The sequence below is a fragment of the Marinobacterium sp. NO-S09 genome, from assembly GCF_059179545.1.
On sequence record NZ_CP168954.1, the window covers coordinates 2,746,343 to 2,769,823 of the forward strand.

22 protein-coding genes are annotated in these 23,481 nt (G+C 55.4%); 9 read left to right on the plus strand and 13 right to left on the minus strand.

What is annotated here, in order from left to right; translation table 11 throughout:
* Positions 1-55: 55 nt before the first annotated feature.
* The gene (locus O3C79_RS12770; RefSeq protein WP_494383398.1) at positions 56-973 is read left to right on the plus strand and encodes a recombination-associated protein RdgC; all 918 of its coding nucleotides are present in this window, start codon (positions 56-58) and stop codon (positions 971-973) included.
* A gap of 22 nt (positions 974-995) precedes the next feature.
* Here O3C79_RS12770 and O3C79_RS12775 read toward each other — a convergent pair whose 3' ends face one another.
* The gene (locus O3C79_RS12775; RefSeq protein WP_494383399.1) at positions 996-1,625 is read right to left on the minus strand and encodes a rhodanese-like domain-containing protein; all 630 of its coding nucleotides are present in this window, start codon (positions 1,623-1,625) and stop codon (positions 996-998) included.
* Between the two features lie 117 nt (positions 1,626-1,742).
* On the opposite strand from O3C79_RS12775, the gene queE reads away from it, so the two are divergent.
* Positions 1,743-2,375: a 7-carboxy-7-deazaguanine synthase gene (queE, locus tag O3C79_RS12780; protein WP_494383400.1), complete on the plus strand. Its 633-nt coding sequence runs from the start codon at positions 1,743-1,745 to the stop codon at positions 2,373-2,375.
* Between the two features lie 7 nt (positions 2,376-2,382).
* On the opposite strand, the gene O3C79_RS12785 is transcribed toward queE, so the two are convergent.
* Positions 2,383-3,267 carry a bile acid:sodium symporter family protein gene (locus O3C79_RS12785; protein WP_494383401.1) on the minus strand — a complete coding sequence of 295 codons (885 nt, stop codon included), beginning with the start codon at positions 3,265-3,267 and terminating at the stop codon, positions 2,383-2,385.
* A gap of 329 nt (positions 3,268-3,596) precedes the next feature.
* Between O3C79_RS12785 and O3C79_RS12790 the strand changes: the two genes are divergently transcribed.
* A complete protein-coding gene (locus tag O3C79_RS12790) occupies positions 3,597-4,766 on the plus strand; it encodes a cation diffusion facilitator family transporter (RefSeq protein WP_494383402.1) in 1,170 nt (389 codons plus the stop codon).
* 221 nt (positions 4,767-4,987) lie between these two features.
* Here O3C79_RS12790 and gor read toward each other — a convergent pair whose 3' ends face one another.
* Positions 4,988-6,343, minus strand: a complete 1,356-nt coding sequence (gene gor / locus O3C79_RS12795; RefSeq protein ID WP_494383403.1) for a glutathione-disulfide reductase — start codon at positions 6,341-6,343, stop codon at positions 4,988-4,990.
* Positions 6,344-6,513: 170 nt separating this feature from the next.
* Between gor and xthA the strand changes: the two genes are divergently transcribed.
* Positions 6,514-7,326 (plus strand): exodeoxyribonuclease III, encoded by an 813-nt coding sequence (xthA, locus tag O3C79_RS12800; RefSeq protein ID WP_494383404.1) that lies wholly within the window; start codon positions 6,514-6,516, stop codon positions 7,324-7,326.
* Positions 7,327-7,342: 16 nt separating this feature from the next.
* Here the strand turns inward: xthA and O3C79_RS12805 are convergent, their stop codons facing one another.
* Complete coding sequence (locus O3C79_RS12805; protein WP_494383405.1) at positions 7,343-8,281, minus strand: universal stress protein; 939 nt, start codon at positions 8,279-8,281, stop codon at positions 7,343-7,345.
* 159 nt (positions 8,282-8,440) lie between these two features.
* On the opposite strand from O3C79_RS12805, the gene O3C79_RS12810 reads away from it, so the two are divergent.
* Positions 8,441-9,703, plus strand: a complete 1,263-nt coding sequence (locus tag O3C79_RS12810; RefSeq protein ID WP_494383406.1) for a GGDEF domain-containing protein — start codon at positions 8,441-8,443, stop codon at positions 9,701-9,703.
* A gap of 1 nt (position 9,704) precedes the next feature.
* Here the strand turns inward: O3C79_RS12810 and O3C79_RS12815 are convergent, their stop codons facing one another.
* On the minus strand, positions 9,705-11,108 hold the full coding sequence (locus O3C79_RS12815; RefSeq protein ID WP_076461467.1) for a xanthine/uracil/vitamin C permease: 1,404 nt from the start codon (positions 11,106-11,108) through the stop codon (positions 9,705-9,707).
* A 346-nt stretch (positions 11,109-11,454) separates the two neighbouring features.
* On the opposite strand from O3C79_RS12815, the gene O3C79_RS12820 reads away from it, so the two are divergent.
* Entirely contained in the window at positions 11,455-11,742 is a 288-nt protein-coding gene (locus O3C79_RS12820) for an ArsR/SmtB family transcription factor (protein ID WP_040886334.1), read from the plus strand.
* A 49-nt stretch (positions 11,743-11,791) separates the two neighbouring features.
* Here the strand turns inward: O3C79_RS12820 and O3C79_RS12825 are convergent, their stop codons facing one another.
* Genes O3C79_RS12825 through O3C79_RS12835 form a run of 3 tightly spaced genes read right to left on the minus strand, consistent with a single transcriptional unit; the run spans position 11,792 to position 15,568 of the window.
* Positions 11,792-12,121 carry an AzlD domain-containing protein gene (locus O3C79_RS12825; RefSeq protein ID WP_010324291.1) on the minus strand — a complete coding sequence of 110 codons (330 nt, stop codon included), beginning with the start codon at positions 12,119-12,121 and terminating at the stop codon, positions 11,792-11,794.
* Entirely contained in the window at positions 12,097-12,795 is a 699-nt protein-coding gene (locus tag O3C79_RS12830) for an AzlC family ABC transporter permease (RefSeq protein WP_494383407.1), read from the minus strand. The genes O3C79_RS12825 and O3C79_RS12830 overlap by 25 nt, the downstream gene beginning before the upstream one ends.
* A 46-nt stretch (positions 12,796-12,841) precedes the next feature.
* On the minus strand, positions 12,842-15,568 hold the full coding sequence (locus O3C79_RS12835; RefSeq protein ID WP_494383408.1) for a bifunctional acetate--CoA ligase family protein/GNAT family N-acetyltransferase: 2,727 nt from the start codon (positions 15,566-15,568) through the stop codon (positions 12,842-12,844).
* A 192-nt stretch (positions 15,569-15,760) separates the two neighbouring features.
* On the opposite strand from O3C79_RS12835, the gene O3C79_RS12840 reads away from it, so the two are divergent.
* Positions 15,761-17,497, plus strand: a complete 1,737-nt coding sequence (locus O3C79_RS12840) for a PHA/PHB synthase family protein (protein ID WP_494383409.1) — start codon at positions 15,761-15,763, stop codon at positions 17,495-17,497.
* Between the two features lie 201 nt (positions 17,498-17,698).
* Positions 17,699-17,908 carry a PA3496 family putative envelope integrity protein gene (locus O3C79_RS12845; RefSeq protein WP_010324287.1) on the plus strand — a complete coding sequence of 70 codons (210 nt, stop codon included), beginning with the start codon at positions 17,699-17,701 and terminating at the stop codon, positions 17,906-17,908.
* Positions 17,909-17,931: 23 nt separating this feature from the next.
* Here the strand turns inward: O3C79_RS12845 and O3C79_RS12850 are convergent, their stop codons facing one another.
* The 5 genes from O3C79_RS12850 to ectA form a co-directional block, all read right to left on the minus strand.
* Entirely contained in the window at positions 17,932-18,885 is a 954-nt protein-coding gene (locus O3C79_RS12850; protein ID WP_494383410.1) for a TPR end-of-group domain-containing protein, read from the minus strand.
* Positions 18,873-20,303: an aspartate kinase gene (locus O3C79_RS12855; RefSeq protein ID WP_494383411.1), complete on the minus strand. Its 1,431-nt coding sequence runs from the start codon at positions 20,301-20,303 to the stop codon at positions 18,873-18,875. The genes O3C79_RS12850 and O3C79_RS12855 overlap by 13 nt, the downstream gene beginning before the upstream one ends.
* Before the next feature lie 113 nt (positions 20,304-20,416).
* Complete coding sequence (locus O3C79_RS12860) at positions 20,417-20,815, minus strand: ectoine synthase (protein WP_010324284.1); 399 nt, start codon at positions 20,813-20,815, stop codon at positions 20,417-20,419.
* Between the two features lie 54 nt (positions 20,816-20,869).
* A complete protein-coding gene (gene ectB / locus O3C79_RS12865) occupies positions 20,870-22,144 on the minus strand; it encodes a diaminobutyrate--2-oxoglutarate transaminase (protein WP_494383412.1) in 1,275 nt (424 codons plus the stop codon).
* Positions 22,145-22,158: 14 nt separating this feature from the next.
* Complete coding sequence (gene ectA, locus O3C79_RS12870) at positions 22,159-22,671, minus strand: diaminobutyrate acetyltransferase (protein ID WP_010324282.1); 513 nt, start codon at positions 22,669-22,671, stop codon at positions 22,159-22,161.
* Positions 22,672-22,952: 281 nt separating this feature from the next.
* On the opposite strand from ectA, the gene O3C79_RS12875 reads away from it, so the two are divergent.
* Entirely contained in the window at positions 22,953-23,480 is a 528-nt protein-coding gene (locus O3C79_RS12875) for a MarR family winged helix-turn-helix transcriptional regulator (RefSeq protein WP_494383413.1), read from the plus strand.
* Position 23,481 lies beyond the last annotated feature (1 nt).

A 23,481-nucleotide genomic window follows, 5' to 3' on the forward strand; every position in this document is an offset into this window, starting at 1 on the left:
TTCTGCGCATTGCGTTATACTCCCTCTCCCATCGATCCAACCCCCAGGAGAGGCTATGCTCTGGTTCCGCAACCTGATTTTCTATCGCTTTACCCCGGAACCCGGTTTCACCCCGGAACATCTTGAAGAAGCCCTGTCACAGCACCCCTTCCGCCCTTGCGGCAGTCAGGAGCTGAGTAGCCTGGGCTGGAGCCGCCCGGTCAAGGAAATGGATGACATGCTGGTATTCGCCAGCCAGGGATTCATGTTGATCAACCTGCTGCAGGAAGAACGCATTCTGCCCGCCAGCGTCGTAAAGGACGCACTGGCTGACAAGGTGGACAGCATCGAGGCGGAAGAGTCTCGCAAGGTCTATCGCAAGGAAAAGCTGCAACTCAAGGATGAAATCGTACTCGACCTCCTCCCGCGCAGCTTTACCCGCCGCAAGGGCCTGCATGCTCTGGTCATGCCGCAACAGGGCTGGATCGCGGTCGATGCCACCAGTCACAAGCGTGCAGAAGAGCTGCTGAATGCCTTGCGGGAAGCCCTGGGCAGCCTCAAGGTTGAACTGCCATTGACACACCTGTCAGCAGACAAGGTGATGACCGGCTGGTTGACCGGAGAAGCCTTGCCTCAGGGATGGGCGCTGTCCGATGAGTGCGAGCTGCGTGACCCCATGGCAGAAGGCGCCAAAATCAGCATCAAGGGCCAGGAGCTGTTGAGCGAAGAAATTCAGGCACACCTGGAAGCCGGCATGCTGGCCAAGCGCCTGGCGGTGGACTGGCAGCAGCAGGTCGAGCTGGTGCTACATGAAGACCTGAGCCTGCACCGGCTGCGCCTGACAGAAGAGTTCCGCGACCAGATCGATGCCGACACCCCGGATGATGTTATGGCCGCCTATGACGCTGACATCGCCCGCATGGGCCTGGAATTTACCCGCCTGCTACCGGAAATCCTAACCGCCATGGGTGGCGAAGCGCCCAGAGATAACTGAGCGCATCAGCAAAGGGCGGCGCCTAGCGGGCGTCGTCCCCCACTACCGTAAAACCAAGGCTGGTCCAGGCCTGCATGCCCCCTCGGTAGTACTTCAGCTTTTCCGCCGGGTAACCCACTTCCAGCAGTTTACGGATCATGGCCGGCGTCTGGCCACACCAGTAGCCGTTACAGAACATGGCCAGGATTTTCGCCTTGCTGAAGTCATATTCTTCTTCACCGGTTTTCACCACGCCAAAATCATCAAGTGCCCAGTCACGATCGCTGGCATCATCCATCATGGTATAGGGGTAGCTCTTGGCACCTGGGATGGTCAGGCGTACATGCCAGCCGATTGTGCGTGTATCCACAACCATGATGTTGTCATCCTGCTGCGCCTGCATCATATAGTCGACGAACTCGCGCTCGCCCAGCGTTTCAACCGGATGCGGCGCAAAGGGGTGCATGGGCTGAGGCATACCTCTGGCCGTCAGGGCATAGAGCGGATGAATTTGGTGTTCCTGATCCTGCGCCCGCTTGATTTCCACTTCTTCACCTTCGTGCATCACCGTGAAGCTGGACAAGCCCGGAGCAATTTTGACCTCGGCATGTACGGCCGAGGACAGACTCAGTGCGGCACCGAGGCAGGTTGCCGCCAACCAGGGTTTAAACATGTTGATATCCTTTTCTGTTGTAATCGCGACAGTATAATCGATCTTAGCGGCAACATCCTTTTGCTTGATCTCGATCCTGATGCAGATACACTTGTCGCCTGATGTTCAGGAGCCTTCATGTACAGCGTCAAAGAGATTTTCTACACCCTGCAGGGCGAAGGTGCCCAGGCAGGACGCCCATCCGTTTTTTGTCGATTCACCGGCTGTAATCTTTGGTCAGGCCGTGAGCAGGACCGCAGCAAAGCCGTGTGCGATTTTTGCGATACCGATTTTATCGGTACCGATGGCCAGAACGGGGGCAAATTTGCCACAGCGGCCGAGTTGGCTGCCCGTATTGCCAGCTTCTGGCCCAAGCAGGACAGCCAGCGTCGCTATGTTGTGTGTACCGGAGGTGAGCCCGCATTGCAGCTGGACGAAGCACTTATAGATGCTCTACATGAAGAAGGGTTTGAAATTGCCATCGAAACCAACGGCACCAAACCCCTGCCGGCAGGAATTGACTGGATCTGTGTCAGCCCCAAAGCCGATGCCGAGGTCATTATCACTCGGGGTCATGAGCTGAAGCTGGTCTATCCTCAGAGCCTGGCACCACCCGAGCGTTTTGCTGATCTGGAATTTGACAACTTCTACCTGCAACCCATGGATGGGCCTTTGCAAGGCCAGTATACGCGACGCTGTATTGACTACTGTCTGCAGCACCCGCAATGGCAGCTGAGCCTACAGACCCACAAGATGCTGGGGATTGATTAAATAACCTTCAGGACGATTGCACCAGCCTGGCCCCGACCAGATCCCGATTGCGCCAGGCGACCAGCAGCAGTGCAGGCGCCTGCATCAGCACGCCGTACATGAGTACCACACCGGACATTTCCGCATTCTGCAGCAACCCGCTCGTGACCATTAACGCAGTGCCTGCATTCTGGATGCCGGTCTCAAGCGCCAGAGTGATCCCCTGCGCCTGCTGCAGGCCAGCCAGACGTGCCACCAAATAACCACACAGCAGCGCACCACAGGCCAATATCATCACCAATGGGCCAGCCGTTCGGATGATGTCACCAAGACGATCCATATTCGCCGCGACGATGGCACCCACCACCATCAACATGAACACCAGGGACATCAGCTTGACCGGTCGGCGCATGCGTTGCGCAAGGCCGGGCCAGCGGTGACTGGCAAACATGCCCAGCATCACAGGCACCAGAGTGACCGCCACCATTTTGGCAATCGACGGCAATACAGGAAACGCCAACGCCTGACTGGACAGTCCCCACAGAGACAGCATCCACAAGGTCAGAACAGGCAATGTAAACGGCGTGATCATACTGGTAATGGCCGTGAGGGTAACGGAAAGCGCCGTATCACCCCGCGCCAGAAGTGAGAGCATATTGGAGGTTGCGCCACCCGGGGCAAACGCCAACACCATCAAAGCCACAGCCGCAACCGGTGCCAACACAAACAACTTTACAAGCACAAAGGCCAACAGTGGCAACAGCAGCAACTGACAGATCAGCCCCAACGCTACCGGCTTGGGCGCCCGCAGCAGCCTGGTAAAGTCACTCCAGCGCAACGTCATGCCGACACCGAACATGATAATGAAAAGTGCCAGTGGCAAAATCCATAGCGTTATCACAGAGGGTTGCATAGTGCGCCTTTACGTCCTTGAGAAAGGCCTATCTTAGGCAATGATTTTGACCGATACAATGTGGATAGCCCCTCAAGGGACGCTATAGCTGGCTTTCACACGCCTACTCACATCTACTGTGGATAACACTGTGAAGATTTGATTACCAAACGGCGTCAGCAGGCATGGTTACTTGCCCAACCTTAGATTGTTCAATTTTTAGCCATTAGTTTTTGAGCTTTTATACTCAACCAGTTGCAGACCTGACACACCCGATTTTACATGCTCGCTGGTGACCTGAAGCATCAGCCGCTATTATACGCGGTCCAACCAGGCAGAGATGGCCACTCATGCAGGAACAACTTGATCAACGCCGTAAAGCGGCGGAAAAAGTAACGCTAATTGGCGCCGTACTGGATGCTGTCCTCGGTGCCTTGAAAATCGTGATCGGTATTCTGGCCAACTCCAGCGCCCTTATTGCAGATGGTATCCACTCGCTATCCGATCTGGTCACCGACTTTATGGTGGTCATTGTCCTGCGCCTGTCTCATCGCGGCCCGGATGACAACCATCCCTGGGGCCATGCCCGCTTTGAAACCGTGGGCACGGTGATACTGGGCGCCCTGCTTGTCGCCGTCGGTATCACCCTCGCTTACGATAGCCTTCAGGCCCTGTTTAACGAGCAGCCTGCTGCGCCACCCACTTGGCCCGCGTTAGTTGCTGCAGCCCTGTCCATCGCCGGCAAGGAGTGGATCTTTCGCTATACGCTGAATGTGGGTAAAGAGCTGGATTCAGACCTGATCATCGCCAACGCCTGGCACAGCCGCAGCGATGCCCTCTCATCCATTGTTGTTTTCGCCGCTGTCGCCGGCGCGATGGCCGGCTGGTGGTGGCTGGATGCCCTGGCCGCTGTACTGGTAGCACTTCTGGTCGGCAAGATCGGCTGGGATTTGATCGCCCGCAGCATCACCGAGCTGGTGGATACGGCGTTGCCGGATACCAAGGTTGCCAAGCTCCAGGAACAGGCGTTGTCCGTAGACGGCGTACTGAGCGTCCACAGTTTCAAAAGTCGCCGTATGGGTAACCAGAGCCTGCTCGAGATGCACATTCAGGTTGAGCCCCACCTGAGTGCAGCCGAAGGCCATTACATTGGGGATGTGGTTGTTTCCAGGCTGAAGCAACGCTTTGATGACCTCAGCCATATCATCTTCCACATCGATACCTATGATGACGAAGAAGCAGAGGTAGACCCTTCCAGCCCCGAACTGCCCGCACGCCGTTATATCAGCCAGCAACTGGACGTGCTTTTGGCCAATACACTGGGCCTTGAGCCCGACTATGAACTGACGCTGTATTACCATCCGGCCAGTATCGATGTTGAGATCAAGCTTGGAGCTGCATTGGTGGCATCCCTGCGCCAGCACAGCCTGACACCTGCCGAGCTGGAACAGCACATCACTGAGCAGCTGTCTTCCCAGGGCTGGTTCCGCTCCCTGACGCTTTGGAAACCTGCCGCTTAACAGGTTTTTGAAAAGCGTTATCGAGGCAGTCGAAGCTAGCGGAACGCCGCCCGGGCACAAACAGGCGTAAAAGCGCAGTTTAGTGAACTAAATGAGCATTTTGAGACTGTTTTTAACGCCGCATTCGGCAACGCAGATAGATTTTCGACAGTCTGTTAAGCATAAAAAAGGCCGCTTAAGCGGCCTTGTATATTCAGGGTGAGGTTAGTAATGCAAGTCGCTCAGCGAACCGGCTGACGCATGGTGACCAGCTCTTCGGCAGCGGTAGGATGGATTCCTATAGTGCTGTCGAAGGTCGCCTTGGTTGCACCCGCTTTCAGCGCGATACCGATGCCCTGGATAATCTCGCCAGCTTCAGGCCCCACCATATGTACACCCAGTACACGGTCGGTCTCGGCATCCACAATCATCTTCATCAGTGTACGCTCATCACTGCCACTAAGGGTATGCTTCAGCGGACGGAATTCGGAGCTGAACACCTTGATGTTGCCATGGCGTTTGCGGGCATCTTCTTCGCTTAAACCCACTGTGCCGATGTTGGGCTGACAGAATACGGCGGTCGGGATCAATTCGTAATCCACCTCCGGTGAACCCTGGGCATACAGGTGACGCACCAGCGCCATGCCCTCTGCCAGCGCCACAGGCGTCAGTTGGACCCGATCAATCACGTCACCAATGGCGTAAATGGAAGGTACAGTGGTCTGGAACTGCTCATTCACAATCACGGCGCCATTATCACGTGTGGCCACGCCCAGCTGTTCGAGCCCCAGTCCCTCTATATTGGGCACCCGACCCGTTGCATAGAGCACCTGATCAGCCTCCAGCACTCTGCCATCGGTCAACGTCGCTTCCAGACGGCCATTATCCAGTTTGCGAATAGCGGTAATGTTGCAGTTGAACTCCAGCTGTACGCCTTTCTTGGCCACTTCCTGAGCGGTATATTCACGGATTTCCTGATCGAAGCCTCGCAAGAAGAGGTCACCACGGTAAATCAGGTGCGTGTTGGCACCCAGGCCTGCAAAGATGCCCGCAAATTCAACAGCGATATAGCCGCCACCGACCACCAGCACATCTTCAGGGAAACGCTCAAGGTCGAACACTTCATTCGAACTGATCACATGCTCATTCCCCGGGAAGTCAGGGATAAAGGGCCAGCCACCGGTGGCCACCAGAATACGCTCGGAGGAATAGGTCTTGCCATTCACCTCAACTTCATGAGGGCCAACAACCCGGGCACGCCCTTCAATCAGGTCACAGCCGGCATTTTTCAGCAAATTGGTATAGATGCCATTGAGACGGGCAATTTCACTGGACTTGTTGTCACGCAGACGCGGCCAGTCAAAGCTCACCCCTTCCGCCGTCAGACCAAAACCCTCGGCCTCATGGAAGGACTCGGCGTAATGAGAGGCATGCACATATAGCTTTTTCGGCACACAGCCGACGTTGACACAGGTACCGCCCAGGTAGCGATCTTCCGCCACCGCGACCCGTACACCCTCGGCAGCAGCCATGCGCCCGGCTCGCACCCCACCGGAGCCGGCACCGATCACAAATAGATCATAATCAAACTCAGCCACTGGACCTCCTGTTTCTATGCATGGTTTTGCCCCATTGTAACCAGCGCTTGCACATGGGGACCAATTAAATTCCTGTCATTTGGCGATAGGCAAGCACAATCAACCGGACAGCCGTCACCGCGATATTTTTTGCTATGATGCCGTTTTTACGCGCCAACCGCAGGATGAATATGAAACTGATTTCCTTCAACACCAACGGCATTAGGGCTCGCATGCACCAGCTGGAAGCGGTTATTCGCCAGCACCAGCCAGATGTAATCGGCATTCAGGAAACAAAAGTGGCCGATGAGCAGTTCCCGATCGAGCAGATAGAAGCTATGGGGTACCACGCGGTTTTCCACGGCCAGAAAACCCATTACGGCGTCTGCCTGCTGTCGAAACAGCCCGCACAGAATGTTCAGTATGGTTTTGAAGGTGATGAGGACGATGCACAACGCCGCATGATTATGGCGGACTTTGAAGCAGCCGACGGCAGTACCGTTCGGGTACTTAACGGCTATTTTCCACAGGGTGAAAATGTCGAACACCCGCTCAAATTTCCTGCCAAGCGCCGCTTTTACGCCGACCTGCTGAGCCACCTCGAACAGCAGGATCCCGATCAGTTACTGGCGGTGATGGGAGACCTGAACATCTCCCCGACCGACAAGGACATCGGCATTGGCGAGCCCAATCGCAAGCGCTGGCTGCGTACCGGCAAAACCAGCTTCCAGCCGGAAGAACGGGAGTGGCTGCAGCGCCTGTATGATTGGGGGCTTGTCGATACCTTCCGCCACCTGAATCCGGACGAAGAACGCCGTTTCAGCTGGTTTGATTACCGCAGCAAGGGGTTTGATGACGACCCCAAGCGTGGCCTGCGTATCGATGCCATCATGACCACCCGCCCACTGCTGGCGCGTTGTGAGGATGCTGGTATCGACTACGATATCCGCGCCATGGAAAAGCCGTCCGATCATGCTCCCGTCTGGGCCAGCTTCAAGTTTTAGCAGGCTGTAAATCCTGTCAGAACTCATCCACCGGGCAGTGAAAGCTGTCCGGCTTGAGTACCATCAAGTCACAACTGACCCGTTCCAGCAAGCGTTCAGCGGAGCTGCCCAGTAACAGCCGATCAACAAACCCGCGCGCAAGGCTCCCCATCACCAGTACATCTACGCCAATGCGCTCACTCCATTCCGGCACACACTGGCTCAGCTCACCTTCCAGTAAATGTACACAGGGGTCATCAATGGACAGGTTCAGCGGACTGATCAAGGCCTGGATACGAGCCCTGTGATCGGCACGTACTTTTTTCTGCAACTGCTCATAGTCCATGACCAGGTGCTCATTGAAAATCGCCGAATGTGGCAGGGTCTGATACACGTGCAGCACGTGTAACTCGCCGTCGACCTGTTCCGCCAATCGCTGTGCGTGGGTCAGGATCAACTGATCCAACTCTGCCGTTTCGTCATCCAGGTGAAAAGGGTCGATGGCCGCGGCGATAATGGGCCGCTCGTTCCAGTGCTGTTTTTTACTCAACAACAGGGGCGCAGGGCACAGCCGTAACAAGCGCCACTCAGGCGCACCCAAAATACGCTGTAACAGATCCGGGTGTGTATCCGGTGCGTGCATGACCAGGTCCGGCTTATAGCGCATAACCTTGCGCACCAGCGTCTCGGCCTCATCCCGCCCCCAACTCACATCAGCTCCGGCCTTTACACCCAGCTGCTCGAGCTTGTCGGTATGTGACTGCAGTCCTTTTTCGATCTGACGCAGCAATGACTGAATGGCATGCTGATGCTTTTCGGGATCAAACAAGGTGCTGCCTTCAACGGCTGCCGAGTAATGGTGGCTGAACAGCTCCACCTGGGAATCGGCTTGCAGCAATTTTCGCAGCTTCACCAGCAATTCACCACGATGCTCATCCTGTTTCAGGTGCACCAGAAAACGCGCGTAGGATTCCATATAACCCCCTCCTGTATTCACTCAGCATAGCGAGCAATAGCACAAGTTCCCAGCCGTTCAACTGATGTATATCAAACGCGAGTCCTGCTCCCAAGCATGCTATTATTCACCTTTCGTTCATATTCTGGAGCCGGAAACCGAGTGCTGCTCAGGATCATATTGACAGCCATACCCCTCATTTTGCTGCCCTTGCCCTTGATATTCGAGAGCAGGCTGCTGCAGCTGAGTGATGACCAGCAGCTCATGATCCGCACCCTGCCCCTGCTGTTAACGCTGGTTGTCGTGTTGCTGGGACTGGGCCTGAAACATTACCGTGCGGTCTGGCTCAGCCTTCACCTGGTACTGGCCGGGGCCATGTTGCAACTATTGGCCGCACAATCCGCCAGCAATCCGGCGCAGTATATGACACTGTTGCTGGCCAGCCTGATCTGGCCGTTACTGCAGTGGGTCATTCTGCTGCTGCCAGACCGTCACCTGCTGTCACGCAACGGCATGCGACGCCTCTTACTGCTGGCAGGCCCCTACGCTTCGCTGCTGTTGCTTTGGCACTACGCACCACTGACATTGACCGAATGGCTGCTGGCATTGCCTCCAGTGCTGATTGAGTACACCTTCTCCGGACTGACACTGAGCCACGGCGCACTGGTGTGGAACCTTGTCTGGCTGACACTGTGCCTGGGCTTTATGCGCAGCCGCCCGCTGGACACACTGGTGACACTGACTCTTTCCATTGCCATGTTATTGAGCCTGGCCAAACCGGATTTACCCCTCATTGGCAGCCTGTATCAGGTACTGTCACAACTGGTCTTGATCGGAGCCCTGGTTCACCATGGCTACAGCATGGCTTTCCTCGATACGTTGACAGGCGTACCAGGCCGCCGTGCTCTGGAGCATTATTTGCAGACCCCTGGCCGCCAGTATGTGATTGCCATGCTCGATATCGACCACTTCAAGCAGTTCAATGATCGCTACGGCCATGATACCGGCGACCAGGTATTGCGGATGGTTGCCTCCCAGCTCAACACAGTACAGGCCGGCGGTCGTCTTTTCCGCTACGGCGGCGAGGAGTTCACGGTGGTATTTCGCCGGCGCAGCGAAGCCGAGGCCCTGCCGGCCCTGGAAACCATCAGGGAAAAGGTCGCCAGTTACCCGCTGGCTATTCGCGATGCCAAGCGGCCGAAAAACAATGAGAAGGGTCGCCAGAAAAGAGGCAAGGACGCGCAGAATAAAGTGGTGAATGTCACCATCAGCATTGGCGCCTGTGAAAACCAGCCGGACGAAACACCGACTCAAGTTATTAAACGGGCCGACCAGGCGCTATATATGGCCAAGGAACAGGGTCGAAACTGTGTTCGCACCGGACGCGAACGGCCCCGGCAGAAACGCCGGAGCCGAACTGATTTCGCACGGGAAACCGCCTAGCCTAGCGGTTACCGTACTCTTCTGCCCTTTCCTCGATATGAATAGGCTCTTCCGGGGCTTCATCTGCATGTTCCTGCAGCGCCTTCTTCGAGCGCTTCTCGAACAGCAGATACAACAGCACACCCACGGCCAGGCCATAGGCAGCACCGTATACTGACAATACAACACCCATGGTGCCGGCCACACCCATGGAGGTGGCGTTATCAATCTGCTCAACACCCACACTGATACACAGGTAACCGGTGATCAACAGGGTCAGTGACAGCGCAATCGGCAGCACCGGCTTGAACACGGTCACCAGCGGCAGCATGAACAGTGCGATAAAGCCCACAATCCAGAAGATGCTGGCACCACTGTAGATGGTATCCATGGCTTTACGACCATAACGATAACGCTCGGCAATGGTCGCCATTGCACCGGTAAACAGCGGACCCGCCAGACCCGGATAGGGTGCAAGCAGTGAGTGCAACAGGTTACGTAGCGCAGTAATCAGGTGCACGCGATCCACGTTCACTTCAATCTTTTCATCAGGACGCAGGTGGTCGACGCGATCCAGCAGGCTTTTGCCCACAATGATGTCACCGAAGGCGATGATATAGGCAATAATCGCTGTCGGTACCGCCATCCAGATCACTTCAATTGAAGGCAAACCAACCCCGAACACCGTGTAATCCAGCATCTTGTCAAACGCTGGAGAGGTCAGACCGAACTGCACATCCGGAATCGGGTATTCACCTGCTACCCAGCCAATTACCATGGCCACAATGGCACCCGGTACCATGCCGTAACCGGCGATAATGCGCGCCCAGCGGTGCTTTTCCGTCCAGTCACGGAATGACAGGGAGAACAGGATGTAACCGGTGACGGCACCACCAATGATCAGCGAAATCGGCGTCTGTGCCAGACGACCACCTTCGACAATTTCACCGGAAATGGCCGCAATACCCGCCCCCATCAAGATACCACCCTTGATGGATGCCGGAAAAAGTTCCACCAGCTTACTGCCCAGGCGCGTTACACCAAGTACAAAGAAGATCAGCGTCACCACCAGCTGCAGACCAATCAGTGCCCGGATTGCATCGGGGCCCGGTTCAAAATTGCCCAGGTACAAACCGACCACCGGAATGGCCGGCGTAATCCAGCCCGGCACCATGGGTACACCCAGGATTGTCGGCAACATGAACCCAAGGCCGCAGACAACAACGAAAGCCAGGGCAACGTCGTAGGGCAAGCCGAGATATTTTTCCAGCAGGGGAATCATTGCCATACCGACCACAAACATGATCAGCGCCTGAATAGTCTCAGGCCACTCCCAACGGTGATGAATAAAGGGTAAGCGGACCTTGAAGGGTCCCATTTTCCAGTACGGGTGTTCGGCACCGTGCTCACGCCGGTAAATGCCCATAGTCGCTTCCTTGTTGTGCTCTCGAAGATAAATGGCAGCCAGGAATAGGTAAATTCCCCTACAACCACAGCTGGGCACGAAAGGTAAAGCGGACGCCGAAATAAGTCGAGTTGTCGACAATCAACTTTAGTCGCTAATACAACTAAAGTTGACGTGGGTATTGTAAAAGCCCTTACTATATACGGGTTATATTTATATGACGCCTTCGTATATTAGTAAAATAGGATCAAAGCCGGGATTGGGATAAAATCTCCCCATATAATAAGAGCTTGGAGTACAGCAATTGACTGACATCGCGACCCGCCCCACCAGTGCACAGGCACTGCCGCAGGACAGCCTGGAGCTGATGAAAGAAAACGCAGCCGCTGCTGCCAAGTTGATGCGGGTATTGGGCAATGACAGCCGACTGTTGATTCTGTGCTATCTCGATGGCAAGGAACTGTCCGTATCCGAGCTGAACCGCTGCCTTGACCTGAGCCAATCAGCCCTTTCACAGCACCTGGCGGTATTGCGTCGCGATGGTCTGGTACGGACACGCCGCGAATCCCAAACCATTTACTACTCTCTCAACGGTGATACCGCCATCACCATCATCCGCACGCTGCACGAGCTATTTTGCCCGGATGGTCACTGAGCACGCCCGCATGCCCCCACGGCTTGCTTCAGATTACCTTGCACTGACGTCAGAGCAACAAGCCGGTTTGCGTCAGAAACATGTACAGCCCCGTTCCCGATAGAATACTCACAAGGGGATTGCGCCACATCAGGTGCAGTACAGCCACCACGGCCAGCGCAACCAGTGATGGCAGCAAACGCTCGCCTGTCACCAGTGCATCCTTCAACGCATACATCAATAGCAGCACCATTAGAACCGGGGGGAGGTACCGCCCCAGATGCTTAAGCAGAGGATGCTCGGCCCAACGGTAGAGCAGCACAAAGGGCAGCAACCGAGTCAGGAATGTGGCGAGGGCCGCCACAACGATGAACGTCAGAAGATACGCAGACGATTCCACTCGACACCTCCCCTTGCCATGATCAATAACGATACTGCCAGCGCAATGGACAGCATCAGCATATTATCGGGACTGATCACCAGCGCCAGCACACCAATCGCCACCGCCAGTGCAAACACCTGAGGACGGCGCACGGCACGGTACTGCTCCAGCGTTAGCACCAGAAACAGCGCAGGCAAGGTAAATTCGATTCCCGCCGTTGAATATTCGATATGACCACCCAGCCAGGCACCGAGAGTACAGCCGATAACCCAATAGGCATGGTTCATGGCAGCGACCTGGAATTGCAGCCGTGAGCGCAGCTCCTCACACTTGACCTGCAACATGGTCAGCAGTGAGTAGGTCTCATCCGTCAGAGCAAAAATCAGGTACCAGCGCCGCGGTCCCTGCAATTTGAGTGTGCTCAGGAGAGACAGGCCGTACACCATGTGCCGGGCATTCAGCAGCAGGGTTGCGACAAATACCTCGAGCAAGCCGGCATGGTTGGCCAGCAGGCCCACGGCCAGGAATTGACCGGCGCCGGCATAGATAACCAGCCCCATAAGGGTGGCGTAGATCCAGTGATATCCCAGATCGGAGAACATCACACCAAAGGCCGCTCCCAGGGGGATATAACCAAACAGCACCGGCAGCGAGAGCTTCAGTGCAGACGTAGAAGTATCAGTTGTCATCATGCATGGCGCCACCTGAACGGCGACGCCCCTTACGGCAAGAAATTACTTAGTGTTGCAGGCGATAGATTTGCCAGTCTTCCGTGGGCTCGTTCAGCTTCATTTTCATATCCACAACATCTTCTTCCATGTTGTAGCTGACTTTGAAGCCGAGCTTGCGAGCCAAGCCCTGCATTCCCTTATTGGTTGGCATGGTAGAACCATCCAGCTGCAGGGTACCACGGGCACGACAGTAGTCGATTGTTTTCTGCATCAGCACGACACCCAGGCCTTCTCCCTGCATATCATCCCGAACCACGATAGAAAACTCGCTACGTACATTATCAGCATCGGTGACGGCACGCACTACCCCGAGCGTTTCAAATCCTGCACCACTGAGTTTCGGTGCTGACACAATGAAGGCCATTTCGCGGTCGTAATCGATCTGTGTCCAGTTGGCCAGCTCGGCATGGGTAGGCACACCACGGCTGTAGAAGTAGCGCAGACGAATGGACTCGGGGCTCAGCGAATTGAAAAACTCCAGATGTGCCGGTTCATCTTCACCGCGAATGGCTCGCAGCACTGCCTGACGCCCGGAACGTTTGAGCACCACCCGCTCGGACAGGTATTCCGGATAGGGCGAGATGGATAGACGTGCATCTTCCGCCAGCGACACGGCACAATCCACCGCCAGCAACCCTCGCTTGTTAAGCAGCAAGGGGTTGATCTCAAGACATTTCAACTCAGGCAGGTCGACCACCATTTCCGACAGCCGAATCAGCAACTCACAGATATGGTCGATATCCCGTTCCAGCTGATAGCTGTTCTCGGCGATGATGTTGTAGATACGTGAGCGCTTGACCAGTTGGCGTGCCAGAGCAAAGTTCAGGGGCGGCAGCATGATATTACGATCAGCCAGAACGTCGATGGTGTACCCCCCTACGCCAAACAGAATCAGCGGGCCGAACACCGGGTCACGGGTGATGCCCACATTCATCTGCATGGACTGGAAACCACGTTTCATCTGCTGCACGACAAAACCGAAACACTCGTCCGGCTGATAACGCTCGCCGATACGGTATCCCAGCTTGGTGGTGGCGTGACGGACCTCATTGATGGAGAACAGGTCCAGCGCCAGATCGCGCCAACGCTGATGCGAAGTACTGTCGTAACAGAATGGATACACGTTGTCCTTGTGCAGCGCCTTCACCGCGACAGAACCGCCCATGCGACGGGCAAGATCAACTACACCGTTAATATCATCGGCATAGCCGGTGTTGGGGGTCGGAATCTCGTACAGGTCCAGCAGGTCACAGGCTTCGGAGTGCAGCAGGTAATCCCGTTCAGCACGGGCGTCCTGTAACATTTGACGCGCCCGTTTGCGATTGGGCAGATTATGCAAATGGAAGGGAGCCGGTGTCTGGCGCATGGCCGCCTGGTTGCGGTGGTACTCAACCATCTGCATGAAAGCGTCTACCGACTCTTCCGGCGTCATGAACGTGGGAATACCCGCCGAGTTGCAGTGGTTGCGGGCTTCGATGGCCGAAAAGCGTCCCATCCAGCAGGTCAGCACGTTTCGCGGTGTTTTACGGGCGACCTTGATCACCTCGTCGGCCGTGTCGACACTGGCTGCCATACGCGTAGGCGCATGGATGCTCAAAATGGCATCCACGTTCGGGTCCTTGCTGAGCAGGCGGATCACTTCGGCAAAACGTTCCGGTGTTGCCTCAACGCCCAGGTCAACCGGGTTGCGGCCGTTCCAGGTTTTCGGCAACAGCGGCGCCAGCGCTTCACGGGTGGGGTCTGTCAGATCAGACACCTTGCCCTGCTTGCGCAACAGGCGGTCATGCGCCAGTGCATTCGGCCCCATGCCGTTACAGACAATCGCCAGACGTTCGCCACGCATGGGCTTCATGCGTGACAGGGTTTCCAGTGCATTAAACAGCTGATCCGAAGTTTCTACCCGCACAGCACCAGCACGGCGCAGGGCTGCGTCATAGACTTGATCCTCATCACTGACGCCCGGCGCCAATTCAACAGAAAGGCGGTCATCACTGATGATGTTGGATTTAAGTACCAGCACCAGCTTATTACGAGAGGCCGACCGAATGGCAGAGACAAAATTGCGCGCAGAGCCTATGACACGGTCCATCTGCAGCAAAATCGCATGTGTGCCCGGGTCCGTGGCGAGGTAATCGATAATGGCCGGCAAGTCCACGTCCACACCATCACCCAGCGTCAGGAAATGGGAAAAGCCGATTTCCTGACCGCTTGCCCAGTCGATCATCGCCGTCCCCAGCAAGCCCGACTGGCCCACATAGGCCACTTTGCCTTTGCTGATATTGACGTGGGAATAGCTGGCGTTCATTTTCGAACCCGGCACCAGAAGCCCCATACACTCCGGCCCCAGAATACGGATACCGTAGGGACGTGCCGCTTCCTTCACCGCTTCGCGCAGCGAACCAGTGCGGCTGTCAGGGCTCAAGCCACCGGTCAGAATCATGGCCGCCTTGACCATATTGGCGCCCAACTTGCGAATAATGCCGGCAACGCTTTCCGGCGGCGAGCAGATAATGGCCAGGTCAGGCATTTCCGGCAGTTCACCCACCGAGCGAACACAAGCCACGCCTTCAACTTCATCCATTCCCTGAGAATTGACCGCCATCAGCTTACCGGCATAACCACTTTCCAGCAGGTTACGCAGTACTATGCCGCCCATGCTATCCTCACGCTCTGAGGCGCAGAACACCGCAATCGATTTGGGTTTGAAGAAGCGTTTCAGGTATTTCGTTGACACTCGGTGAGCCCCTTGCCTGCTCGGCACTTTTCATCAGGGTGTAATGGTATAACGCCTATTCTATCGATTTCGCACCTGCAGCAAAAGCGAAATCCGGGCCCTCTGGCAATTGGACTTTGGGCTTAGCCAACTGCGCACGGAAGTGCCGTTGCACTTGTGGACGCCACACTAAACTTCGCGAAGGAGTGAACCATGACCCGAATGCCGCTTCCCGATATCAAAAACAGTATCGACCGTGTCATGCACGCCGTCGAAGGACGCTATACCCAGGGCATGTCCCCTGCTTCACTGACCCTGGCGTTTATGGATTGGCTGATTCATACCGCCCACTCCCCCGGCAAACTCAGTGAGATGCGCGAAAACTTCCTGCGCAAGTATAGCGCTTTCGGTCTCTGGTCAATGCGCGCCGCGTTTGACCCCGAACTCAAGCCGTTCATCACCTCCCTGCCCGGCGACCGCCGCTTCAGCGACCCTGCCTGGCAGCGCTTCCCCTACAATGTGATGTCACAGAGTTTCCTGCTGCAGGAACAATGGTGGCACTATGCCACTACCGGCATCCCAGGTGTGGCAGACCATCATGAAAATGTGGTCTCTTTTGCGGCACGTCAATGGCTGGATGTGTTCTCGCCCACCAACTACCCGTCCACCAACCCACTGGTGGTCGAGAAGGCCATCAATACCGGCGGACAGAGCCTGATGAGAGGCATGCAGAACCTGCTGGAGGATGTTCAGCACAACCTGCTTGGCGATGCGGATACACAAACCAGTGAGTTCACCCCTGGCGAGAACCTGGCCTGCACACCCGGCAAGGTGGTATACCGCAACCGCCTGATTGAGCTGATTCAATATTCACCAAGCACCGACAAGGTCGCCGCCGAGCCGATCCTTATCACGCCCGCCTGGATCATGAAGTACTACATTCTCGACCTGTCCGAGCATAACTCCATGGTGCGTTACCTGGTCGATAAGGGACACACCGTGTTCATGATCTCCTGGCACAACCCCGGGCCTCAGGATCGTGACATGGGCATGAGTGATTACCTGCGCCGCGGTGTCATGGATGCCCTGCAGGCAATCAACCACATCGTACCCAAGCGCAAGGTCCACCTGGTGGGTTACTGCCTCGGCGGCACCCTGGCCAGCATTGCAGCCGCCGCCATGGCACGTGATAACGACGACCGCCTGCAGTCACTGACGCTGTTTACAGCACAAACCGACTTCACAGAAGCGGGCGAACTGATGCTGTTCATCGACGAGAGCCAGCTCAGCTACATGGAAGATATGATGTGGGACAAGGGCTACCTGGACACCCAGCAGATGGCCGGTGCCTTTACCCTGCTGCGCTCCTACGACCTGATCTGGTCCCGTATCATCAACGAGTACCTGATGGGTGAAACGCCACGCATGAACGATTTGATGGCCTGGAACGCCGATTCCACCCGCATGCCCTATCGCATGCATTCGGAATATCTGCGCCGCCTGTTCCTGAACAACGATCTGGCCAGCGGCCGCTTCAATGTGGGCGATCGCCCCATTTCGCTGCGTGACATCCGTGTACCCGTTTTCTGCGTGGCAACCCAGAAAGACCATGTAGCACCCTGGCACTCGGTGTACAAGGTGCACGATCTGATGAATACGGAAGTGACGTTTGTGCTTACCAGCGGTGGCCATAACGCCGGCATTGTCAGCGAGCCTGGACACCCACGCCGCCACTATCAGTTGGGCGTTCAAACGGCAGAAGACAAGCACATCCCTGCTGACGACTGGGCACTGCGCCATGAAGCCCGGGAAGGCTCCTGGTGGGAGCCCTGGAATGACTGGCTCAATACCCATTCAGGCGAGCCTGTAGACCCGCCATCCATGGGCAATACCAAAGCGGATTACCCGCCCATCGGGCCCGCGCCCGGCACTTACGTGTTCGAGCGCTGACCCTTCGCAATGCCCCGGCCTGCGGGCTTGGGGCATTGATTAGCTTCTTCCCGCCAAATCTATCGTTCTGATAGCAAATTTCAATTTTGTGCCTGTTCAGGTACTGAACTATATTCCGCCTGAAACCGGTCAATTCTTGACTGGCAAAACGGAGCGGTCCGACCGGATCGTTTTCAGTAACCTGTGTGAGAGATAGAAGCGATGGGCACCAAAATCCGTGTCGATCAAGTCAATGATGACGAGCTGGATGATTGGACTGATCAGATGAATGATGAGGACGATCTGAATCGCAGCAGGGTCAAATACAACAGCAAGCGTCGGCGCCAGATAGAAGATCTAATGGAGGACCGTCGCCTGATGCGCCAGATCGCCAATGTATATGACGACCTGGAGCACTTGCGAGACCTTTAATCCTTCATCCAGCCGGCAGAGGCTCAAGCCTCTTTGCCGGCCTCTTCTGCGTCCTGCTGTGTCAGCACGGACATGAAATCAGGCTCCTGAGACAGCGACAGCAAGCGCTGCTCCTGACGCGCCTGTTCACGATATTCATCAGAGATGGTAACGGCCTTTTTCAGGTAATCCAGCGCAATGCGGCTGGCACCCAGATCAGCGTAGGCACAGGCCAGCTGGAAATAGGCATGGCCACTGTCCGGATCAAGCGTGAGCGCCTGGTTACACAGCGAAATTGCCCACTGGTGCTGGTTCAGCTCCAGCGCGGCATCTGCCTTGTAGGTCAGAGCCTCGGCATTATCCGGGCGCAGCTCCAGGATGCGGTCATACAAGCGTATCTTCTGCTCCCAGGAAGTTTCCTGAGTCGCTTTCACCCAGAGTGACTGAACGGCGTTGGTCACTTCCAGCTCATGCTGGTTTTCCTGGATGATACGAGACTTGCGCAGCAGCTCTTTCTCCACGCGCTCCAGTCGCTCTTCGTACTCCTCAACGAGACGCCCAACCTTTTCATCGGCGATGGTCTGTACCCGATCACGGATCTCGCGAATGGAGCTCCAGCCCACGATCAAGAGGATCGAGGATGCAGCGGCAATCAGGTAGAAGAAATAGGTTACCGTGTCCGTCGCATAGGAGATGGAGCTATTCGCCACCTTTAGCTCTCGGTCGGTAATCTGCTGAATCATTTCAACCCGCTGGCGCTCCATATCTGTGCGCAAGGCTTTCACCTCATCGACCAGATAGCGCTCGATAAACGGGTTATAGAGGGGTTCTTTCAATGTTTCGACGTGATCACGCACGTCTTGCTCAGTCACCAGCGCAGACGGCTGATTTCCAGAGTCCATAACGGATTCGGCCCCCGAATCGGGGGCCTCCTGAGCACTCAGGGCTGCCGGCAACGCCAGCAGCATCAGTATCACTACCCGTGTCAGGCAGCGCATATCACATCTCCATGGTCTTCCTGCTCGATCAAAGCGTGGTGCAAGGCTCTGACCGCTGATTCATAGTCGTCCTGGTTGACTATACACTGCATCTCTACCTGTCGCATAGACTGGTGCAGCGCCTGAACGCTGATACCGGCATCGGCCAGAGAAGAGACGGTGCGTGCCAGAATGCCCGGCACCTTCAGGTTGGAACCGATGGCTGACACGATCGCCACCTTGTGCAGTTCCACCTCGGCACTCTCGAACTTCTGACCGATCAGGCGAACAGCGCGGGTCACCATCTTGCGGGTACCGGCAACAAAGTAGGTGATGCTGTTGGCATCGGAGTCACGGTTGACCACGTACAGACGCAGCTCGTTCAGCAGACGCGGCAGCTCGATATCGTAGCGCGCTTCACCCAGCATCTCCTGGTCGAAGATTTCCAGTGCGAACAGGTTCGGACGACCGGCAATGATTTCAACGCAGGGCTTCTCACTGCAGTAATCAGTGCTGATCACTGTACCGGCATGGTCCGGCTCGAAAGCATTCTTGATACGCAGTTCGATTTCCTGCTGACGCAGGCCCTTGGCCGCTTTGGGGTGGATCGCTTCCATACCCAGGTTGGACAGCTGGTCAGCCACGTCATAATTGGTACGACCGATGGTGACCACGTTTTCCAGACCGACAATACCCGGATCAGCCGTACTGAGGTGAAATTCCTTGTGGATGATCGCTTCATTGGCGCCGGTTTTGGTGGCGATCTTGCTGAAGGTCATTTCGCTGTAACCACGGTCGAAGGTTTTCATCAAACCTTCCTTACAGTGGGTATAGCCCGTCACGATCGGCATTTCCTTGCTGACATCAACATCAGCAAAACTGCTCTCGATCATCTCTTCAAACGGCAGAGGCTCTTCCTGATCCCAACCGGACAGGTCCAGCAGGCGGGCGTTGACGCCCTGTTTGCGCAGAGCGATCACGCTGTTGTTGGCACTGTGTGCTTCACCGATACCGGCCAGCATTTCACGCACCTTCATCAGGTGGTCGTCCAGCTGGAAGTGACCATAGGTGCACAGCGCCTGGAGGTTGGACATGATAGCTTCAACATCCGCAATGCGCTTGTTAATAAAGGCATCAGCCTCTTCACGCTCAGTAGTATCACCAAACAGCTCACGGTTGATATCCAGCATTTTGATGCGTACTTCCGTCAGCGCCTCACTCCAGGCACTTTCGTTTTCAGCATTGGCAAAACGGGCATATACACCGGGCTCGCCGGTTTTCTTGTGTTCCAGAAGCAGATTGGTGATACCGCCGTAGGCGGATACAACGAAGATGCGGTTATACAGGTCATCTCCCTTGCGGTCGCCAATGAGAATAGTGTCCATCAGCTCGCTGAAACGACTCATTGATGTGCCGCCGATCTTCTCTACAGTATGCATGTTTTATCCTGTTGGCTTCTCTCTTATGTGGTGCCAAATTGGGGCAAAGGCCCTAATAAGTTAAAAACATGCCGGCATTGAGCCGGCATGTTGAAAGACTGCAAATGGCAGGATCAGGCTTCGACAGTGTCGGCCTCAAGCGGGTACACGCCATTTTCGTCGTGTACTTCCTTGCCATTCAGCGGCGGGTTGAAAACACACGCCAGCTTCAGTTCTTTATCGGCACGCAGCAGATGTTCATCATGTTCGTTCAGATTATACAGCGTGCCGGGCTTGATCGGGTAGATCTTGCCGTCGGCCAGCGTCTCGATTTCACCTTCACCACTGATGCAGTAAACAGACTCCAGATGGTTCTGGTACCAGATATGCGTTTCAGTACCGGCATAAATGGTCGTGATATGGAAGGAGTATCCCATATTGTCATCCTTGAGCAGCATGCGCGTGCTTTCCCAGGTTTTGGAGACAATACGACGTTCTGAATTTTCACACTCTTCCAGAGTTCTTACGATCATGACAACTTCTCTTGGTTAAATCGGTGTTGTGTTGTAGCGAACAAGGGCACCCGATCAGGATGCCTTGCGCTCACGCTGTTCCAGTGCGTTGGCAAAAGCCTTATCCAGCACCTTCAGACCAAACTCGATCTGCTCATCGGTCAGTACCAGAGGTACCAGACACTTGACGACCTGGTCATGCGCACCACTGGTTTCGATGACCAGGCCCTGACTAAAGGCATCCTTGATCACGGCACCTGCCAGATCACCATCCGGGCACTCGATACCGCTCATCAGGCCGCGCCCCTTCAGCTTGAGGGTGCTGGCACCGTGCGACTTGATAATCGCCTGCAGACCAGCGCGCAGCTTTTCAGCCTTGCGACGCACTTCCTTCTCGAAAGTATCATCAGACCAGAAGTGTTTGAAAGCAGCCGCAGCGGTCACAAACGCGTGGTTGTTACCACGGAAGGTACCGTTATGCTCGCCCGGGCTCCACTGGTCCAGCTCGGAGCGGAAGATGGTCACTGCAAAAGGCAGACCGTAGCCGCTCAGGGATTTGGACAGAGTCACGATGTCCGGCTTGATGCCAACTTCTTCAAAGCTGAAGAAGCGACCTGAACGACCGCAACCGGACTGGATGTCATCGACAATCAGCAGCATGTCATGACGACGGCATACTTTTTCCAGGTTACGCAGCCATTCGAAAGAGGCTGCGTTCAGACCGCCTTCACCCTGAATAGTCTCAACGATAACCGCTGCCGGGTGATCAACACCGCTGCTCGGATCGCTCAGAACCTTGTCCAGGTATTCAGTGGTATCAACACCTTCACCCAGGTAGCCATCAAACGGCATACGGGTTACATCATTCAGGGAAGTACCCATACCACCACGGTGATGCTGGTTACCCGTAGCCGCCAGAGCAGCACCACTGACACCGTGGAAACCGTTGGTGAAAGAGATGATATTGCTGCGACCCTTAACCTTACGCGCCAGCTTCAGTGCCGCTTCGACACAGTTGGTACCGGTCGGGCCGGTAAACATGACCTTAAAGTCACCCATACCGCGCGGCTTCAGAATCACGTCACGGAAAGTCTCAAGGAAGTTGGCCTTGGCTTCAGACTGCATATCCAGGCCGTGTGTCAGACCATCGTTACTGATGTATTCAATCAGTGCCTGCTTGAGAACATCGTTGTTGTGACCGTAGTTAAGCGTACCGGCGCCGGCCAGGAAGTCGACATACTCCTTGCCTTCATCGGTCGTCAGTACTGCACCTTTCGCCTTGGTGAAAGTCACCGGAAAAGAGCGGCTATATGTACGAACTTCTGATTCAGTTGTCTGGAAAATATTCATCGATCTCTCCTGGATTACGAATTCTGTGTACTGAGCTTGAAAGGACCCGCGCGATAAAGCACTTCATCGTCATGCAGGCCAGCAAAGTGTTCTTCTTTTGAAAACAAAACCGAGCGCTCTACAGGGGCTGACAAGGCAGCAAACACGCCTGCGAACAGCTTCTCGGATGCGATGTTGCCGGGTGTGATCGTGGTCTCGATGTACTGAACACCCTTAGGTGCCAGACGCTCGGCCAATTCCAGCAGCATCTTCTGTCCCAGCTTCTTGCCACGACAGCGGGCATCAACCGCAACCTGCCAAACAAACAGGGTGTCGGGACGCGCCGGAGGGCAGTAGCCGGAGATAAACCCAACCAGTTCACCGCTTTCATCTTCCGCCGCTACGGCTGTGTCAGCGAAGTGACTGCAGTGCAGCAGGTTGCAATAAACGGAGTTGGGATCGAGAGGAGCGCAACGCTCCACCAATTTATGAAGGGCAAAGCCATCAGTGGCCTTGGGTTTACGCAAATTAATAATGTCAGATTCCATAGTGTTAGATATATTTCGCTTTGCTATGGTTTTTAGTATAAAACATATTCATAATGACATTTCAAGCAGGGAAGCAATCGCATTACTTAAGAGATAAGTACCCGTAACGAGCGCATTTTGCGCCAGAGCCCCCAGCAATCGGGCGATACACAAGCACAGTTTCATTGCTTCGCGTTGCAAATTAATTAACAAGAGGTGACACGGAAATTTTGCATTACGTCGGAAATCAGGCTAAAAAGCGCGCAGATATCCAACCTGCCCCGGGAAACACATATAGCGCTATGGAAAAAAGTCAGGACGCACTGGTGCTGCTGCGCCAGATCATTCGTGCCACAGATCTGCACGATAAACACCTGAGCCGCATGACCGGTCTGACCATGCCGCAGTTAATGACCATGCAAACGCTCAGGATTAATGGTCCCCTGACGATCGGTATGCTGGCCAAGGAAATGAACCTGGCCCAGGCAACCGTCACCAGCATTCTTGATCGCCTGGAGCGCAAGAAACTGGTACGCCGTGAGCGCAGCAACACAGACAAGCGCAAGGTACTGGCCTGCCCTACAGAAGAAGGCCTGGAGCTGCTGAAGTCAGCCCCGGCGACCCTGCAGGACACCTTTATTCGCCAGTTTGAAGATATGCCGGACTGGGAACAGTCCATGATTGTCGCGGCACTGGAGCATGTATCTCATATCCTGGGCGCGCACCACCTGGACGCAGCCCCAATGCTGGATATCGGCGCTCTGGACCGCACCACCGAGACGCGGCCGCCCGAATATCTGCGCGATACCGGCAGCCACCACAAGAATTAAT

Bases quoted from the DNA above. Each gene is read 5' to 3' on its own strand.
- O3C79_RS12770 (WP_494383398.1), top strand. From the start codon at position 56: ATGCTCTGGTTCCGCAACCTGATTTTCTATCGCTTTACCCCGGAACCC.
- O3C79_RS12775 (WP_494383399.1), bottom strand. From the start codon at position 1,625: ATGTTTAAACCCTGGTTGGCGGCAACCTGCCTCGGTGCCGCACTGAGT.
- queE (WP_494383400.1), top strand. From the start codon at position 1,743: ATGTACAGCGTCAAAGAGATTTTCTACACCCTGCAGGGCGAAGGTGCC.
- O3C79_RS12785 (WP_494383401.1), bottom strand. From the start codon at position 3,267: ATGCAACCCTCTGTGATAACGCTATGGATTTTGCCACTGGCACTTTTC.
- O3C79_RS12790 (WP_494383402.1), top strand. From the start codon at position 3,597: ATGCAGGAACAACTTGATCAACGCCGTAAAGCGGCGGAAAAAGTAACG.
- xthA (WP_494383404.1), top strand. From the start codon at position 6,514: ATGAAACTGATTTCCTTCAACACCAACGGCATTAGGGCTCGCATGCAC.
- O3C79_RS12805 (WP_494383405.1), bottom strand. From the start codon at position 8,281: ATGGAATCCTACGCGCGTTTTCTGGTGCACCTGAAACAGGATGAGCAT.
- O3C79_RS12815 (WP_076461467.1), bottom strand. From the start codon at position 11,108: ATGGGCATTTACCGGCGTGAGCACGGTGCCGAACACCCGTACTGGAAA.
- O3C79_RS12820 (WP_040886334.1), top strand. From the start codon at position 11,455: ATGAAAGAAAACGCAGCCGCTGCTGCCAAGTTGATGCGGGTATTGGGC.
- O3C79_RS12830 (WP_494383407.1), bottom strand. From the start codon at position 12,795: ATGATGACAACTGATACTTCTACGTCTGCACTGAAGCTCTCGCTGCCG.
- O3C79_RS12840 (WP_494383409.1), top strand. From the start codon at position 15,761: ATGACCCGAATGCCGCTTCCCGATATCAAAAACAGTATCGACCGTGTC.
- O3C79_RS12845 (WP_010324287.1), top strand. From the start codon at position 17,699: ATGGGCACCAAAATCCGTGTCGATCAAGTCAATGATGACGAGCTGGAT.
- O3C79_RS12850 (WP_494383410.1), bottom strand. From the start codon at position 18,885: ATGCGCTGCCTGACACGGGTAGTGATACTGATGCTGCTGGCGTTGCCG.
- O3C79_RS12855 (WP_494383411.1), bottom strand. From the start codon at position 20,303: ATGCATACTGTAGAGAAGATCGGCGGCACATCAATGAGTCGTTTCAGC.
- O3C79_RS12860 (WP_010324284.1), bottom strand. From the start codon at position 20,815: ATGATCGTAAGAACTCTGGAAGAGTGTGAAAATTCAGAACGTCGTATT.
- ectB (WP_494383412.1), bottom strand. From the start codon at position 22,144: ATGAATATTTTCCAGACAACTGAATCAGAAGTTCGTACATATAGCCGC.
- ectA (WP_010324282.1), bottom strand. From the start codon at position 22,671: ATGGAATCTGACATTATTAATTTGCGTAAACCCAAGGCCACTGATGGC.
- O3C79_RS12875 (WP_494383413.1), top strand. From the start codon at position 22,953: ATGGAAAAAAGTCAGGACGCACTGGTGCTGCTGCGCCAGATCATTCGT.